The sequence below is a fragment of the Lactobacillus sp. M0403 genome (genome assembly GCF_016101265.1).
Taxonomy (GTDB): domain Bacteria; phylum Bacillota; class Bacilli; order Lactobacillales; family Lactobacillaceae; genus Lactobacillus; species Lactobacillus apis.
Genome location: NZ_JACFQV010000002.1, coordinates 167495 through 184831, shown reverse-complemented (window position 1 = coordinate 184831; position 17337 = coordinate 167495). Strand labels below are relative to the sequence as shown.

The 17337-nt window shown below is 36.6% G+C and carries 17 protein-coding genes; 3 read left to right on the top strand and 14 right to left on the bottom strand.

Annotated elements, in window-relative coordinates; translation table 11 throughout:
- Positions 1–77: 77 nt before the first annotated feature.
- Entirely contained in the window at positions 78–1256 is a 1179-nt protein-coding gene (locus H3T48_RS03425) for a cyclopropane-fatty-acyl-phospholipid synthase family protein (RefSeq protein ID WP_198188498.1), read from the top strand.
- A gap of 162 nt (positions 1257–1418) precedes the next feature.
- Here H3T48_RS03425 and H3T48_RS03420 read toward each other — a convergent pair whose 3' ends face one another.
- The 5 genes from H3T48_RS03420 to H3T48_RS03400 all read right to left on the bottom strand — a co-directional run bounded on the left by H3T48_RS03420 (position 1419) and on the right by H3T48_RS03400 (position 7126).
- Entirely contained in the window at positions 1419–2819 is a 1401-nt protein-coding gene (locus H3T48_RS03420; protein ID WP_109715578.1) for an FAD-binding oxidoreductase, read from the bottom strand.
- A gap of 131 nt (positions 2820–2950) precedes the next feature.
- Positions 2951–4741, bottom strand: a complete 1791-nt coding sequence (locus H3T48_RS03415) for an ABC transporter ATP-binding protein (RefSeq protein ID WP_198188496.1) — start codon at positions 4739–4741, stop codon at positions 2951–2953.
- 1 nt (position 4742) lies between these two features.
- On the bottom strand, positions 4743–6497 hold the full coding sequence (locus tag H3T48_RS03410) for an ABC transporter ATP-binding protein (RefSeq protein ID WP_198188494.1): 1755 nt from the start codon (positions 6495–6497) through the stop codon (positions 4743–4745).
- Positions 6498–6568: 71 nt separating this feature from the next.
- The gene (locus H3T48_RS03405) at positions 6569–6784 is read right to left on the bottom strand and encodes a YneF family protein (RefSeq protein WP_074425186.1); all 216 of its coding nucleotides are present in this window, start codon (positions 6782–6784) and stop codon (positions 6569–6571) included.
- 69 nt (positions 6785–6853) lie between these two features.
- Complete coding sequence (locus tag H3T48_RS03400) at positions 6854–7126, bottom strand: DUF896 domain-containing protein (protein ID WP_046307087.1); 273 nt, start codon at positions 7124–7126, stop codon at positions 6854–6856.
- 144 nt (positions 7127–7270) lie between these two features.
- Between H3T48_RS03400 and lexA the strand changes: the two genes are divergently transcribed.
- Positions 7271–7894 (top strand): transcriptional repressor LexA, encoded by a 624-nt coding sequence (gene lexA, locus H3T48_RS03395; RefSeq protein ID WP_187158027.1) that lies wholly within the window; start codon positions 7271–7273, stop codon positions 7892–7894.
- A 268-nt stretch (positions 7895–8162) separates the two neighbouring features.
- Here the strand turns inward: lexA and H3T48_RS03390 are convergent, their stop codons facing one another.
- From H3T48_RS03390 to ylxM, 7 genes are all read right to left on the bottom strand, one after another.
- The gene (locus tag H3T48_RS03390; protein WP_198188672.1) at positions 8163–8930 is read right to left on the bottom strand and encodes a nucleoside phosphorylase; all 768 of its coding nucleotides are present in this window, start codon (positions 8928–8930) and stop codon (positions 8163–8165) included.
- A gap of 95 nt (positions 8931–9025) precedes the next feature.
- Positions 9026–9373, bottom strand: a complete 348-nt coding sequence (gene rplS / locus H3T48_RS03385) for a 50S ribosomal protein L19 (RefSeq protein ID WP_046307093.1) — start codon at positions 9371–9373, stop codon at positions 9026–9028.
- Between the two features lie 113 nt (positions 9374–9486).
- Positions 9487–10212 carry a tRNA (guanosine(37)-N1)-methyltransferase TrmD gene (gene trmD / locus H3T48_RS03380; RefSeq protein WP_198188486.1) on the bottom strand — a complete coding sequence of 242 codons (726 nt, stop codon included), beginning with the start codon at positions 10210–10212 and terminating at the stop codon, positions 9487–9489.
- On the bottom strand, positions 10202–10717 hold the full coding sequence (rimM, locus tag H3T48_RS03375; RefSeq protein ID WP_198188484.1) for a ribosome maturation factor RimM: 516 nt from the start codon (positions 10715–10717) through the stop codon (positions 10202–10204). The genes trmD and rimM overlap by 11 nt, the downstream gene beginning before the upstream one ends.
- Positions 10718–10788: 71 nt before the next feature.
- Positions 10789–11061, bottom strand: coding sequence for a 30S ribosomal protein S16 (gene rpsP, locus H3T48_RS03370; RefSeq protein WP_046307097.1), 273 nt, complete (start codon positions 11059–11061; stop codon positions 10789–10791).
- Between the two features lie 85 nt (positions 11062–11146).
- Entirely contained in the window at positions 11147–12574 is a 1428-nt protein-coding gene (gene ffh / locus H3T48_RS03365; RefSeq protein WP_198188482.1) for a signal recognition particle protein, read from the bottom strand.
- Between the two features lie 3 nt (positions 12575–12577).
- On the bottom strand, positions 12578–12919 hold the full coding sequence (ylxM, locus tag H3T48_RS03360) for a YlxM family DNA-binding protein (protein WP_198188480.1): 342 nt from the start codon (positions 12917–12919) through the stop codon (positions 12578–12580).
- 205 nt (positions 12920–13124) lie between these two features.
- Here ylxM and H3T48_RS03355 point away from each other — a divergent pair, with 205 nt between their 5' ends.
- Positions 13125–14552, top strand: a complete 1428-nt coding sequence (locus H3T48_RS03355; protein ID WP_046307103.1) for an APC family permease — start codon at positions 13125–13127, stop codon at positions 14550–14552.
- Between the two features lie 62 nt (positions 14553–14614).
- On the opposite strand, the gene H3T48_RS03350 is transcribed toward H3T48_RS03355, so the two are convergent.
- Both H3T48_RS03350 and ftsY read right to left on the bottom strand, forming a co-directional pair.
- A complete protein-coding gene (locus H3T48_RS03350; RefSeq protein WP_046307105.1) occupies positions 14615–16039 on the bottom strand; it encodes a C69 family dipeptidase in 1425 nt (474 codons plus the stop codon).
- A 34-nt stretch (positions 16040–16073) separates the two neighbouring features.
- A complete protein-coding gene (gene ftsY / locus H3T48_RS03345; protein ID WP_198188478.1) occupies positions 16074–17336 on the bottom strand; it encodes a signal recognition particle-docking protein FtsY in 1263 nt (420 codons plus the stop codon).
- Between the last annotated feature and the right edge of the window lies 1 nt (position 17337).

The window sequence follows — 17337 nt, the reverse complement described above, 5'->3', positions numbered from 1 at the left end:
TAAACTTTAATAAGTTTAATCTTTTTTTGTAGTGTTAAAATAATTACGACTGTAATTGAATGGAGGAAGTCAAAAAATTGTTAGAGAAAACATTTTATAAAATGATGTTAAGTAAATCTTTTCCTTTCCCAGTGAAAGTAACCTATTGGGATGGTAAGAGTGAAGTTTATGGCAATGGCAACCCAAACATTGAAATCATTTTTAATGAAAAAATTCCAGTTAATGAAATCACCCGTAATGCTTCATTAGCACTCGGCGAAGCATACATGGATAAAAAGATTGAAATCAAGGGCAGTATACAGGAACTTATCCTTGGAGCTTATGAAAGCCCAAACAGTTTTATGCGGTCTAGTAAATTCCGCAAATTTATGCCTAAGCAAAATCATACTGAACAACAGAGTGAAAAAGACGTTCAAAGTCACTATGATATCGGTAATGATTTCTATAAGTTGTGGCTTGACCCTACGATGACCTACTCATGTGCATACTTCAAGGAAGGTAATCAAGACGACCTTGAAAAGGCTCAAATTGATAAAATCAATCACATTCTTGATAAACTACATCCACAAAAAGGTAAAACTCTTTTAGATATAGGTTGTGGCTGGGGAACGCTTATGTTGACTGCAGCCAAAGAATATGATCTTAAGGTTACTGGTGTAACTTTAAGCGAAGAACAATATAAACTTGTTCAAAAGAAAATTTATGATGAAAATCTACAGGATCAGGTAGAAGTTAAGCTAGAAGACTATCGCGAACTTGGCGATCAACAATGGGATTACATTACTTCAGTTGGCATGTTTGAGCATGTTGGTAAAGAAAATCTTGGTCAGTATTTTAATGACGTTGCAAAATACCTTAAAAAAGACGGCGTTGCCCTAATCCACGGAATTACCCGCCAACAAGGTGGCGCTAGCAATGCTTGGATTGATAAGTACATCTTCCCAGGTGGCTATATCCCAGGACTAGATGAAAATGTTCATCATATTGTCGAAAATGGCATGCAAATTGATGACATTGAAATGTTAAGACGCCATTATCAACGAACAATTGAAATTTGGGATAAAAACTTTAACAATCATCGTGATGTTATTCAAAAAAACATGGGTGAGCGCTTCACTAGAATGTGGGACCTTTATTTACAAGCATGTGCTGCCTCCTTTGAATCGGGAAATATTGATGTAGTTCAATATCTCCTAACCAAAGGGCCGTCTGGTAAAAACTTACCAATGACTCGTGATTACATGCTTAAAAATTAAAACAAATGAGCTATAACTCAATTTTTAAAAGATTAGTTACGTATTTCATCGTAACTAGTCTTTTTTATTTTGAATTAGAAATTTTTGCTAAAAATAAAAACAACCTTCGAATTCAATAATGATATCGAAAGTTGCTTTATAAACTATTTAACTTTTACATTCTTACATCTTAAAGATTTTGCCAGGGTTAACAACTTCATTAGGATCAAACAACTTCTTAACTTGACGTAAAAGTTCAGTGTAGTCGTGACCATAGAAATCTTCATAGTAACCAGCACGAGCATAACCAATACCGTGTTCGCCGGACATATTACCATCAAGTGATTTAGCTGTCTTGTATAATTCTGAAATTACTTTATCACTTGTCTTGGCGTATTCTTCATCAGACATGTCGTCAGAGCAAAGATAAATATGTAGGTTTCCATCGCCAGCATGTCCAAAGTTTGGAATTCTAATATTCAATTCGTTTTCAAGCTCTTCAATACGATCTAAAACCTCTGGAATGTGGTTAATCGGAACACAGACATCGATTTCATCCATCTTTGGAGTTGACTTTTGAATTGCAAGAAGTAATTCTTCACGACATTTCCAAATTTTCTTAGCTTCTTCTGAATCGGCACTTAAGATAACTGCATCTTCAGCTTTAAATTCTTTTACAGCTTCCAATGCTTGTTTCAGTTCTGCTTGCCACTCTTCTTCAGTAAATGAATCCAGGCCCATGATAATAAAACCATCACCATTTTTAATTGGGAATTCATCGTCTGCGTATTTTTCCCATAAGTTAATCACTTTACGTCCCATGAATTCAACTGTAGTTGGAACAACACCGGAAGCAAGAATTGCTGGAACTGATCTAATTGCATCATTCAAAGTTGGGAAAGGAATAATTGCATTAATTGATTTGCGTGGTTTTGGATACAATCTCAATGTAACTTCAGTAACTACGCCTAGCGTACCTTCTGAACCAATAATCAAATCTTTTAGAGAATAACCTGATGAAGATTTAACTGCTTTAGAGCCAAACTTATACAATTTTCCGTTAGTTAAAACAACCTTCAATTCGCGGATGTGCTCTCTTGTAACACCATACTTGATTGCTTTTAAGCCACCGGCATTTGTATCAACATTACCACCAATTGTAGCCCAGTGCATAGCAGGTGCAGGCATATAAGTAAATGGCTTATCAGCAAGATATTCTTCAATATCCTTTAATCTGATTCCTGCTTGAACTGTCATAGTTAACCCATCCGGATCATATTCTAAAATACGGTTCATTTTAACCATATCGAGTGAGATACCGCCATCAACAGATAAATTGGCACCCATTAACCCAGTTGAATTACCACGTGGCACCAAAGGAATATGATGATCACTCGCATATTTAACAACATTTTCTACTTCTTGATTAGTAACTGGTTGAATTACTAATTCTGGCATTGCTGTTACTGTTCTAAATTGGTCATGATCCCAATGTTTAGTTGGCTCTGTAACAAAACGCTCAGGTTCTGAAATAAATTTACGTAAATTTTCACGATCAGTATCATTAATTTGATGGTATTCCATTTCAAACTTCCTATTTCTAAAACATAAATATTTTTAATTGTTATTATAATTAATTTACATCTTTATGTAACCGCTGTCAACAATTGGTGTAAAAGAAAAGCACGGGATAATTAAATAACCCGTGCATAAACTTATTTTTGACTGTTTTGCAACTTATATAAGTTGTAGTAATAACCTTTTTGAGCCAATAATTGTTCATGATTTCCATGTTCAACTATTTTTCCATCGTTTAAAACGATAATTTGATCAGCATCAACAATTGTTGACAATCTGTGCGCAATGGCCAAAGTAGTTCGGCCTTTTCTTAAACTCTTTAAGGCAGTTTGAATTAATGTTTCAGTTTCAGTATCTACGTTAGCCGTTGCTTCATCAAGAACTAAAATTTTAGGATCAGTGACTAAAGTACGTGCAAATGAAATCAGTTGTCGTTGTCCCTGACTGAACTCGCTACCGCCTTCACCAACCTTGGCATGATATTTACCAGGTAGATTTTCGATAAAGCCGTCTGCTTGAACAGTTTTAGCTGCATCCTTAATTTCCTCATCAGTGATATTTTTATTATAAAGTCTAATATTAGAATTCACATCACCATAAAACATGAATGGCTCCTGTAAAACTAGACCTAGTTTTTTGCGAAGCTCTTCTTTTGGATACTTCTTTATATCTACACCATCAATTAGTACTTGCCCCTTATAGAATTCATAAAAACGCATCATTACGTTGATAATTGAACTCTTACCGGAACCAGTGTGTCCAACAATTCCCAATGTTTCACCTGGATTAACAGTAAAAGAAATATCATGCAATATTTCATTTTTACCATCATATGAAAAGCTTACGTGCTTAAATTCAATTTTACCTTTAGTAATTGTTAAGCCTTTTTCAGCTTGCTGCTCAGGTTCAAAGTCTGTATTGTCAAGAATTCTAAAGATTCTCTTTCCGGCAACAATTCCATCTTGAAAGAAAGTCATTTGATCCATCATATTAGCAATTGGATTGAAGAATTGCGAGATATATTGTGAAAATGCATAAACCACACCTGCAGGAACAAAAGTCTCACGTAGTGGAAAACCAAAGTACATCAAGGTTAAAGCAAGTGCTATCGAGTAAAGCATACTCGTTAACGGTGATAAAAGTAATGAATTAAGGTTTATCATACTAAAACGCGTCTTCATTAAAGAAGTGTTTTCATGTTCAAAATTATTAATCATTCGCTTTTCTTGTTTGAATTGCTGAATTAAAGAAACCCCTTCAATTGACTCGTTTAAATTCGTATTAATGCGACTTAAGCGCTCGCGATAATTTCGGTATAACTTTGAACTTCTCTTAGAATATTGCCAAATAATTAGCAATAAAATGGGTAAAAATGCCAAAACAATTAAGCCCGCATAAAAGTTAGTCGTAAACATCGCTACTAAAGCAGAAATAATTGAGAAAAAGGACATGACAACACTTGAAAGTACCACTAAAAAGTTACTTAAAGTCATTGTATCGTTAGTAACGCGCGAAACGATTGAACCAGCTGGAGTTTGATCAAAATAGCGCATTCCCAACCTTTGTAATTGCTTATATAGTGCTGAACGTAAACTTTCAAGCGATTTTTCAGAACCTAAAGCAAAAAAGTACTCGTAAGTAAACTGCAAAACCGCTTTGATAACTGAACCAAAAGCATATAAGAAACCAGCAAATAAGATAATCTGGGTTGTAACACTCTCTTTAACTAAGTAATTGTCCAAAAAGAACTGCAATCCGTATGGCAGAAGCATGTTGATTACACTAACCAAAAATGCTCCAATACCCGCAATAATCATTTCATTTTTGAACCGCATTACAAAGCGCATCAAACGTTTGAAGATGCTAATTTGTTCTTTTACAGGTATTTCTTTTGACCAGACAGATTCATAATTACTTTGATCGTCCATCTTATTCACCTACCTTTGCTTCTAATTCTTGGCGTTGCCACATGTCTGCATACCAGCCGTTTTCTGCTAACAGCTGATCATGCGTACCTCTTTCAACAATTTGACCGTCTTTTAGAACCAAAATTAAATCGGCATTCATAACTGAGGTCAGTCTGTGCGTAGCAATTAAAGTGGTTTTACCTTCACGCTCTTTACTTAGTGATTTCAAAATTGCCATCTCAGTTTTTGCGTCAACAGCGGATAAAGCATCATCTAGGACTAAAATTTGACTTTGCTTCAACAAAGCTCGTGCAATTGACATTCTTTGTTTCTGTCCACCAGAAAGAGAAACGCCGTTTTCACCAACAAGAGTGTTGTAGCCACCAGGCATTTGCAAAATATCATTGTGCAAATCACTCTTTTTAGCAGCTGACACAATCGCACTCTCATCTGAATTTGCATCTGAAAAAGCAATATTCTTTTGAATACTTGTTGAGAAAAGATAATTATCTTGCGGAACATATGAAATCTGACGCAATAAAACATTTAATGGTATTTCTCTAATATCGTGACCATTTAATGTTATTTTCCCATCATATTTATCAAATTCACGCAGCAACAGCTGAATAATCGTAGTTTTACCTGCTCCGACCTTCCCAACTAGTCCAAGTGTCTGCCCTGTTTTTAGAGTGAAATCAATATTGTGCAGCACTGGAGTTTGTGGCTCATCAGGATAAGCAAAAGATTTTACTTGATATTTCAAATCACCTGCAATATCTTGAGCTTGGAGACTTTGATCAGCATGTTGATCGGTAATTTCAGGTTTTTCATCAAGTAGTTTTTCAACTCGATCATAGCTTGCGCTACCTCGCTCAAGGATATTAAATAGGTAACCAATTGCAAACATAGGCCAAACCATATTCCCGATATAGGCAATAAATGATACAAGTTGCCCAATTGATAAAGCCTTGTGGCTAACCAACAATCCACCATAAATAATAGTTATTGTATAGGTCAGTCCAATAAGAAGCGTTCCCAATGGGTCAAATAATGAATCCCACTTAAAGACACGTTTATTGATTTTAATCGTATCATTAACCATGTCATTGAAGGCTTCAGTATCTTCTTTTCCTTGACCAAAGGTTTTTAGAACCTTAATCCCAGAAATCGATTCCTGAGTTTTATTGTTTAAACGAGAAAAAGCAGCCTGTGATTCATCAAACGCACCGTATAGCTGATCGCCTAATTTCCATGCCCCCCAGGCAAGAAATGGTAATGGAATAAGTGCAACGATTGTTAACCGCCAATCAACAAATACTATCATTGCGACCATTGTTGTTACACTCATCAAAAGTGAATCAACTAATGTCAATACACCTTCACCCGCAACTTCCTGAATCGCTGAAACATCATTAGTGGCGTGTGCCATTAGGTCACCTGTTCTATGGCGTTGATAGAATGTACGATCCATTTCCATAAAGTGCTCAAACAGTTTAGAGCGCATTTGCAATTCTAATTCGGCTGCACCACCCCAAATTTGACGACGCCAAAAATAGCGGAAAGCATATAAAACTAACGCAGCTAGTACAATGGCTAAGATTAAAGTCGCATATTCTTGCCAAGAAATATGACCTTTATCTAATTGATCAGCCATTAAACCCAAAATTCTTGGTGGTACTAAGTTAATTATTGAAGTTAGTGCTAGAAAAGCAACACCGATTAAATAGCGTTTCTTTTCCTTTTTAAAAAACCAGCCTAACTTAAAAAATATACCCATTTTTCACCTGTCTTTCAAAATAAAAAGGCGGAAGAAATAATCCTCCGTCTGATGTCAATCTAGTTAAGATTTTATTTTTGATGTTTCATCATGTTCATCACTTGGTTTACCTTTTTAGCAGAAGGTTTTTGACCCATTTGTGACATCATGGCAACAATCATATCTTCACTGATTGGTGGATTATCTTTAAAATATTTCTTCATGTATGCTCTAGCACCATAAAAGCCGCCAATAAGACCTATTAGCAGCGCTACAATAATTAATACAATTGCTAATCCTAAATTCATAAAATAATCACCTCAATTTGTCCAATAGATATATCTTACCTAAAAAATAAGTAAATTAAAAGCTATAAATCAGTCTTTTCTCAAGCCTTTCTTACGCTGTGCTTTTTTTGCTTTTTCGGAAGTTACTTCTTTACCATTTTTATCTACGATAACCAAGTCTTCGACATCTTGTTTAAAGCCAGCACGGAAATTTCTGATAAATTCTTTGTGAAGTTTTTGTCGCTCCTCTTCTTCTTCTTTAGTTAATCCCTGAGCTTCTTTCTTATGGTATAACTCATTGATTCTATCAGTTAGTTTTTTTTCTTGTTCTTCAGTTAATCTTTGTTCATTATTTTCAGTCATTTTTGCACCTCTCATTTGTAAAAGTCTACCTTACTTTTTGGATAAAAAAAAGAATAATTATTTAGAACGCCTGTTTGTATTAGGCAACATTATTTGTTAGAATGTAGTTAATACAAAGAATTAACTAACGAATGGGAGAAAAAAATGACCAATAAGCAAAGTTCTAAGCAACTACAAATTCTTCGTTATATATATGATACCGTTGAAAAACGCGGATTCCCTCCCACTGTTAGAGAAATTTGCCAAGGAGTTGAACTCTCATCAACTTCTACGGTTCACGGTCATCTTTCTAGACTAGAGAGAAAAGGCTTAATTGTTAAGGACGCAACTAAGCCTCGAGCACTAGAAATTACAGAAGAAGGCAAAAAGGCACTTGGCGTCAAGCCTACTGATATTCCCGTTGTTGGTGATGTCACAGCAGGTCAGCCAATTTTAGCCGTTGAAGATATTGAAGATTATTTCCCACTTCCTCCCGATTTAGCTAATGATGCTGGCGACTTATTTATGCTACGAGTTCACGGCGAAAGCATGATTAACGCTGGTATTTTAAACGGAGACAATGTGATTGTCCGTAAACAAAGCTCTGCTATTAACGGTGAGATTGTTGTTGCAATGACCGATGAAAATGAAGCAACCGTCAAGCGGTTCTATAAAGAAAAAGATCATTACCGTTTACAGCCAGAAAATGATACTATGGCACCAATACTCTTGAACAGCGTTCATATCTTAGGTAAAGTGGTTGGCTTATATCGAAACAACATTATTTAGAAACTATTTATTACACCATTGAAATTTACGAACTAGTTTTATTCGGAATTCAATGGTTTTTTTCTACATTTTTGAGTCGCATCTAAATAAAGCAGAAATGCAAAATTTGTCCTTTTATCTTTCCACAGCAATTATTAAAATGTAATTCACAAATTTTTGAAGTTATTTCGGTATTAAATGCTGTTATATCAATATTTGTTTTAAACTTTGTGAAATACAACATGGTTTCACATCAGTTTCACACTTCCGTTTTTCACAAAGTTGGAAATTAAATGTTGGCTATAATATTTGCTGCCAAATTAATGGCTGCTTCACGAGCATCACTGCCCCAGCCTCTTTCGTCATGATTTTCTAAGTCTTTGAGAGAATCTGCTGTAAATAATATTTGTGCAAAATCTACCCCTCTAAATTGTGCGCACGCAGCCATTGCTGCACATTCCATCTCTACACAAGAGGCCCCCAGTTCTTGGGCTTGCTTTACTTTCTTGACAGTTTCCCTAAAGAAACCATCAGTTGTCCAGGTAGTTACTTCTTCAACTTTAAAGCCTTCTTGATTCAGTAACTTTTTTGTCTTTGTTAGAAACCTTGAGTTTAAATCAATATATGTTCCTGGTTTCATATAATGAAAGGATGTGCCCTCATCTCTAATAGCTCTTGTAGGCAGTAGAAAATAGTTTTCCGGTAAATCAATTAAACAGCCTGCAGATCCTATTGCTAAAATTTGCTTGACACCGTAACTTATTAACCAATCCAATAGCATCACAGCAGCTGCAGCACCTATCTTCGCTTGACAAAAAGTAATTTTTTCTTCGTCTAAATCAACCTCATAAATTGGAGTTTCTCCTTCGAAACAGTCAAAGAACCCAATTTTTTTATGAGGATGACGAGCCAAGAAATCACCAATCACATCAGGAGTTAGGAATGCAAACAGTAACTTAGGCTGAAAACGAAAGTTATTAATCTTTTTCTCATGATCTGGTTCTAAAACCGCCCGAGGTTCAGGATCAAAATTTAACAATAATGGTTCTTTCATAATTCTTTTCCTCATTAAAAATATTTTAATGAATATTTTAACATAAACAAAAAAGAATCACTCCTTTACGGAGTGATTCTTTTTTACTTAAGCGTGAATTAACGACGCTTTTCTGCGATTCTTGCAGATTTACCATGACGTTCACGTAAGTAGTAAAGCTTAGCACGACGTACACGACCGTGACGTAATACTTCAATCTTAGCTACTCGAGGGTCATTTACTGGGAAGGTACGTTCAACACCAACACCAGAAGCAATCTTACGTACAGTATAAGTTGCAGCAATACCTGCACCCTTACGTTTGATTACAACACCTTCGAACATCTGAATACGTTCGTGAGAACCTTCAACAACACGTACGTGAACACGAACAGTGTCACCAGCACGGAAGTCAGGAATATCATCACGTAATTGTTCTTTAGTTAATTCTTGAATTAATGGATCCATATTTTTCTCCTTCTTCGGCATTCATCAACGATTATCTACGCCAGCGGAACACCCATAGCTATTAGTACATTACAATTGCACCTTTGTTATCTTAGCAAAGAAAGCTTGTAAAATCAAGCTCTTGTGTCTTCTTGTTTAATCTCTTCTAACATGGTTTTTTCTTGAGAACTAAGTTCATAATTTTCCAGTAAATCAGGCCGATGCAAATACGTTGCTCGTAGCGACTCTTTATGACGCCATTCATCAATTTTTTGATGATTACCTGAAGTCAAAACAGCTGGGACCTTCATCCCTTCAAAATCTTCTGGTCGAGTATACTGCGGGTATTCTAATAAGCCATGTGCAAAGCTTTCTTCAACTGGAGAGGCTGCGTTACCTAAAATACCAGGTAATAGCCGTACAGTTGCGTCAACCATACTCATCGTTGGTAATTCTCCACCAGTTAAAACATAATCTCCAATTGAAACAGTTTCATCCGCTAAATCATAAACACGCTGATCAAAACCCTCATAATGGCCACAAATAAAAGTTAAATTATCTTCTTTTGACCATTCCTGTGCCATTTTCTGATTGAAAGTCTTTCCTTGTGGTGCCGTAATAATCACTTTACCTTTATTGGAAAGTGAATCAAGTGCCTTTTTAATTGGCATAATTTGTAAGACCATGCCTGCGCCGCCGCCGTATGGCGTGTCATCAACATGATGATGAACATCAGAAGTAAAGTCACGAAAGTTAACTAAATTTAATTCCCATTTACCGTCTTCAAGACCACGGCCAAGCATTGAAGTTGTTAAAGGAGTGAACATATCCGGAAAAAGTGTCAGAATATTAACTTTCATCTCGCAAGCCCTCCAATAGTTCTACATAAACTTTTTTAGCATTGACATCGACCTTTTTGACAACATCATCAATATAAGGAATTAAATACTCGTTGCCTGAATCTTCAGTAACTTCCCAAACGTCATTGGCTCCTGGGGTTTCAATTCCAGTGATTTTTCCCAAATCACTACCATCTTGATTATCAATAACCGAACACCCTAAAATGTCACGGTAATAATAGTAGCCTTGTGGCAGTTCATGCTGTTCAGTCTCACTAACAACCAAGATTTTTCCCTTGAGTAATTCTGCTTGCTCAATTTGATTGATCTCTTCAAATTGAATAAGCCAAAATTGTTTAAACGGTCTGCTACTCTTAATTGTTAATTCCGTTTGCAGATCATCTTTCAGTGATAACTTGCTCCCGGGAGCAAACCGTTTTTCTGGGAAATCGGTAATTTGCGTTACTTTGACTTCTCCATTTAAACCATGTGTCGTCAATATGCGCGCGACGTCATAAAACTGCATCTTTTCTCCTAAATTTAAACCAAGAAAAAAGTTTGAAGCAAACTACTCCAAACTTTTTCTAACAAATTCAATTATTTGTTGAATTTTGATTCGTGCAACTTCTTCATTAAGCCAGCGCTTGAAAGAAGTGAACGTACAGTATCCGAAGGTTGTGCACCCTTCTTCAACCATTCAAAAATCTTGTCTTCATCAAGCTTCAATTCCTTAGGTTCTGAAACTGGATTGTAGTAACCTACTTCTTCAATAAAACGACCATCACGTGGCATTCTTGAATCTGCAACAACTATTCTGTAGAAAGGTTTTCTTTTGGCACCCATACGGCGCATACGAATTTTTACTGACATAAATTAATATCCTCCTAAAACTTACGAATAATAATATAGCATGTTTTTTTGAGGGTGTAAAGCTTTTTCCCTTAACAGGTAAAAACTAAGAATGATAACGCTTGACCTTCATTCGCTTCTTCTTATTTTTCTTAAACTTCTTACCCATTCTTCTCATTGCAATTCTTCCCATTGGTGAATCCATACCAGGAATATTCTCCATTCCTTTTAAATTCCCTTTGGTTATCTTACTCATCATGTCACGAGCTTGCTTAAACTGCTTAATCATTCGATTAACTTCAACAATCGGTCTACCAGATCCAGCAGCAATTCTCCTTCTGCGACTTGGATTTAACAATTCAGGATTTTCACGCTCTTCTTCTGTCATTGAAGAAATAATTGCTTTAACATAGACGATTTGCTTTTTATCAAAATTGACATTTTTTAGCTGAGGGTTGTTAGCCATTCCAGGAATCATCTTAACAATTTGGTCAAGTGGTCCCATCTTTTCAACTTGTTCAAGCTGATCAACGAAGTCATTAAAGTCGAAGGTATTCTCTTTCATCTTTTCTGCTACTTCTTCAGCTTTTTTGGCATCGTAATCTTGCTGAGCTTTTTCAATCAGAGTCAGCATGTCACCCATACCCAAGATTCTGGAGGCCATCCGGTCAGGATAGAATTGTTCAAGGTCAGTTAATTTTTCACCTTGCCCAGTATAAATAATTGGCTTTCCAGTCACAGCTCTAATTGATAAAGCTGCACCACCTCGAGTATCACCATCTAATTTGGTCAAAATGACGCCGGTAATGTCTAAGCGACTATCAAACCCCTTTGCTACATCTGTTGCTGCTTGACCAGTCATTGCATCAACTACAAGCAAAATATTATCTGGATGTGCAACTGCTTTAACTTGCTCAAGCTCTTCCATCAATGGCTCGTCAATTTCTAGTCGACCAGCCGTATCGATAATGACATAGTCATTTTTATTTTGATCAGCCTGTTGCAGACCATTTTTTACAATTTGCGCAACGTCTTTTTCATCCCGCTGACTATAAACTGGAACCTTTAATTGATCACCTATTTGTTCAAGCTGATCAATTGCGGCAGGTCGGTAGATATCGCCTGCAATCAATAAAGGACGGGCTTTTTCTTTTTCAATCAGACGATTAGCTAGCTTACCAACAGTTGTCGTTTTACCGGTACCTTGCAAACCAACCATCATAATAATAGTAGGAATGTGCTTAGATTTGTTAAGTGTTGTAGCACTCTCGCCCATCATCTTAGTCAATTCATCATTAACAATCTTAATGACTTGTTGACCCGGATTTAAGCTTTCTTGAACCTCTTTTCCTAAGGCTTCTTGCTTAATCTTTTTAATAAAGTCTTTGACAACTTTAAAGTTAACATCCGCTTCGAGTAAAGCTAGTCTGATTTCACGACTGGCATTATTGATGTCCTCTTCAGAAATTTTACCCTTACCAGATAAATTGCGTAGAGCTTTTTGAATTCTTTCACTTAGATTCTCAAACGCCATGAATTATTCTCCCCTCATTTTGTGCAATAACTCGTTAATATCATTTAAAGCTTGATTCTGCTGTTTTTCTTTAATTGCAATGGAAATTTGACCTAGCTTCTCTTCAATCTCATTATAGTCTTTTTGCATGTGCAGTTTTTCCTCATAATTAACTAGCAGCGTGCGGCAACGCCGTAAGTTATCATAAACTGCTTGCCGCGAAACTTGATGATTCAGAGCAATTTCACCCAAAGAAAGATCATTATAATAATAATCTTCAAAATAACTTTGCTGGTTTTCAGTCAATAATTTTCCATAATAGGCGTATAAATCACCTAGGACTTCATTTTTTGTTAGTTCATCCATTGCGTTCACCTTGAACCAGTATAGCAAAAATGCGCGTACTTGACGATCTAGAAAGATGAGTTTACCTAAAAAATCCAATTAAAGTTTCTTGCATTCAAAGATAATAGCTTGTATCATTACGGTGCTATTTTGTCTAAAAGGTAAGAATACACTAATGACAAGCTTTTGCTTGTTAAATTTAACATAACACTAAGGAGATTTTTGTTTGAACTTTTGGAAAAAAATGAATCGGAAAGAAAATCCGGCCATTTATCAAGAAAAAGATGGTCACTTAATCCGCACATTAAAAGTCCGAGATTTTTTAGCTTTAGGTGTTGGAACAATTGTTTCAACCTCAATTTTCACCCTGCCTGGTGAAGTTGCTGCCCTGCACGCTGGTCCTGCTGTCGCGATTTCCTGTGTAATTGCTTCAATCGTTGCTGGTTTGGTTGCATTTGCCTACGCTGAAATGGCGGCAGCAATGCCATTTGCAGGCTCAGTTTATTCATGGATTAATGTTATCTTCGGCGAATTCTGGGGCTGGATTTCTGGCTGGGCACTACTTGCTGAATATCTTATTGGAATGGCCTTTATCGCCTCTGGGCTTTCAGCCAATTTCCGCGCTTTAATTGCTCCACTTGGGTGGCAACTACCAAATGCGTTAGCTAACCCTTTAGGAGTAAACGGCGGCTTCTTTGATCTTATTGCCTTAATTGCGATTACACTAGCTGCTCTGATTGTTAGCTGCGGTGTATCTAAAGCTTCAAAAATTGAAAATGTTTTAGTTGTAACAAAAGTTCTGGCAATCCTTTTATTTGTTGTTGTTGGTCTAACCGCAGTACAAAAAGTTAATTTCATTCCCTTTGTTCCTTCATACCGACCTACTAGCCACGGTGCTTTTGGTGGTTGGCAAGGAATATATGCTGGCGTTTCAATGATTTACATTTCTTTTTTAGGTTTTGACACAATCGCTTCAAATTCAGCTGAAGCAGTCAATCCGCAAAAGACAATGCCGCGTGGAATTATCGGTTCCTTGCTTATTTCAGTTGCATTATTTGTTGCTGTTAGTCTAGTTCTAGTAGGAATGGTACCTTATCAACAATATCTTAATTCAGCAGAACCAGTTGGCTACGCATTAAGGCAAACGGGTCATGGTATGGTCGCAGTAATTGTCCAATCTGTCGCAGTTTTAGGCATGTTTACCGCCTTGATTGGCCTTTGCTTGGCTAGTTCACGTTTGATATATTCGTTTGGTCGTGATGGGATGCTACCTAAAAAATTAGGAAAATTATCGGCTTCTCGTCGTCCAACATGTTCGCTATGGACAGTTGCAATTATTGCTATCTTTATTTCTGCCTTCATACCGTTTACCTTTTTAACGCAATTGGTATCTGCAGGAACTTTAATTGCCTTTATGTTCGTTTCAATTGGAATTTATCGCTTACGTCCGCGTGAAGGAAAAGATATTACTGATCCAGCCTTTAAAATGCCATGGTATCCGGTTTTACCGTTCTTAGCATTTTTGGGATCTTTCGCCGTTTTCTGGGGATTAGACATGCAAGCTAAAAAATACATGTTCTTCTGGACCATTATTGGGCTTATTATTTATTGCTTTTACGGAATCAGACACTCAACGATGGATAAACGAAATTAAATAGCATTAAAAAACCTCCTAGTAAAAACTAGGAGGTTTTTTCACTTAACTCTAAAAGTGACTTATAGATTAGCATCCATATTAAAGGTTAGCTTAGACATATTGATAGAATCAATCATCATTTGTGCCCATAATTTTTCTGAACGTTTTCTAGTATACGCAACGGTCTCTTGATTTGCCTTCGTTAAGTAAGCAGTCAATTCAGCTCCAGATTTTTCACCTGCACCTTCAATAACGTCATGTACACGGTGACGATAGTATTGGTTCAGTTCATTCAAGTAATCAGTATCTAACTGAACAAATTGTGGGTAATGACTCTCTACCAACGCTGCAAGTGACTTGTAGTACCACCAAGCGTCATCCATATTGTAATCCATTGAAGTATTGTTATATGAAGGATCAGTATCATTCATATTAGCAAAAAATGGAACAAATGGCGTGAATGTTGGTCCACCAATACAAAGCCACATTACAGCAGCCTTGTCGTCTGGCACATCATTTCTTATTTGTAAGATATGCGCATTTTGAGTACGATTAAGTCCAATTGGACGGAAGCGGTGCTTTTCTTCTTCAGTGCCCTTGCCAAAAGGATCATATGGCGTGTTTTGATAATGACTACCTAAAACAAATTCGATATCTTCACGAGTGATTTTTTTAGCAGCACGTCTAATAAATGGCAAATCACCATCTGTTGGATCTTGTTCAATCTCTGGATTAAAGTACTTTTGACCATACCAAACACGATTAGTGTTGTAGAACCGGTCTTGTTGGCTGTAAGTACCAAAGATATGACGGAAATTCCAGCCTTCATGATCGACATTCAAATGATGTTCTTCAACAAACTCGCGAATACCATCACTCCACATAAAGTTGTCAGTGTCTTCAAAATCAACTTGCTCAATCGAAACACGATTAGCTGCTACGGCATATGCATCATCTGGTATACGTTCAGCTACCCAATGATGACCGGTAACTATTTCCATGTACCAAATTTCGTCTTTATCACCAAACAGAACAGAGTTTCCAGCTGGTGAACCATATTTAGCAATTAATTTCCCTAAGTACTCAACACCGTTTCTAGCAGAATGAATGTATGGCAAAACAACTGTCTGCATACAATCTTCATCAAGACCATCTTTTACAAGTGGATCATAGGCCAATGCACGTTCATTACCATAAGTTGATTCAGTACATGACATTGCAACATTTTCTTGATTAATTCCACTTTCATCGTAGTAACCACGATTTTTATAATCAACATTAGGAACTGCTGGAACTGCTTGAGCATCTTCTGGCAAATCCATTTCAAATTTGTTTAGCCAAGACTTAATTTTACGGCCCTTTTCACCTTTTGCAGCAGGTTCGATAATGAACTTCTGTGGTGTAATTGGACGAAAAGTATCATCGTTTCGGCAGATCATAGTCGAACCGTCAACAGAAGCATTTTTACCTACTAAAATTGTGGTACATGCGCTATATTCTTTCATCAAGTATCTCCTCTTTTTGTTCTATCTTTCTATCTTAAACCAAATCGTGGAAAAGACCAACTGCATAGTCTGCGGCATCAAAATCGGCTAAATCACTTGCTTTTTCACCAAGACCAACCAATTTCACAGGTAATTTCATTTCGTTTCTAATTGCCAAGACAACCCCACCTTTAGAGGAACCATCTAATTTAGTCAAAACTAAACCCGTTAATTTAGTTGTTTTGTCAAAGTCTTTTGCTTGAAGTAATGCATTCTGGCCAGTTGAGCCATCTAAAACAAGCAACGTTTCTGTTGGTTCGTCAGGAGCTAATTTTTTTATTGTTCGCTCTATTTTTTCAAGCTCATTCATCAAGTTCTTTTTGTTTTGCAAGCGTCCAGCAGTGTCAACTAGCAAGTAATCAACTTGTTCGTCTATTGCTCTCTTAGTTGCATCATAAACTACCGAGGCTGGATCGGCTTGCTCTTTACTGGTAACAACAGGAACATCGACACGTTTCCCCCATTCAACTAATTGTTCAACTGCACCAGCTCTGAAAGTATCTGCAGCAGCAAGTAAAACAGATTTACCTTCATCTTTAAGACGTTTGGCCAATTTTCCAATTGTGGTAGTTTTACCAGCGCCATTAACTCCAACGAAAAGATAGATGTTAGTCTTGCCATCATCATGATGACTTAGTTTTTCGTTTTCGCTGTCACCATTTTGATCGTATAGCTCAACCATTTTCTCAACAATGACTTTTTTAAGATCATCGCGAGATTTAGCTTTTTGTAATTTAGCCTCATCCCTCAAAGCATCGGTTAACTGCTCTGCTGTCTCATAACCAACATCTGATTCAATCAACAGCTCTTCTAGATCATCAAAGAAATCTTCATCAACTGTTCTAAATTGAGCAAAAAAGCGATTCAAACGAGCACCAAAACCTTTGTTCGTCTTTTCTAATCCCTTTTCATATAACTCAGTTTGATTTTCAGATTGTTGTTCTTCAGAACCCGTTTGATCCTCTACTTCATTTTCCTCATTATCTGTTGAGTCAGAATCAACGTCTTCTTGGGCAGTATCTTCTTTATCTTGTTCAGACTGCTCTTCTTCAACATCGTTAGATTGATTCGAAGAATCATCTTCCGGATTTTCTTCTGCTGTTTCAGCTTCTTCTATACTTTCATCTTGCTCTGCTTCTTCAACGTCAGCTGCTTTTTCACCGTTTTCTTCTTCGGTTTTCTCGTCCTTTTTGGTTTCTTTATCTGTATTTTCATCTTCACCAAATAAAGATTTTTTTATCTTATCAAATAATCCCAAA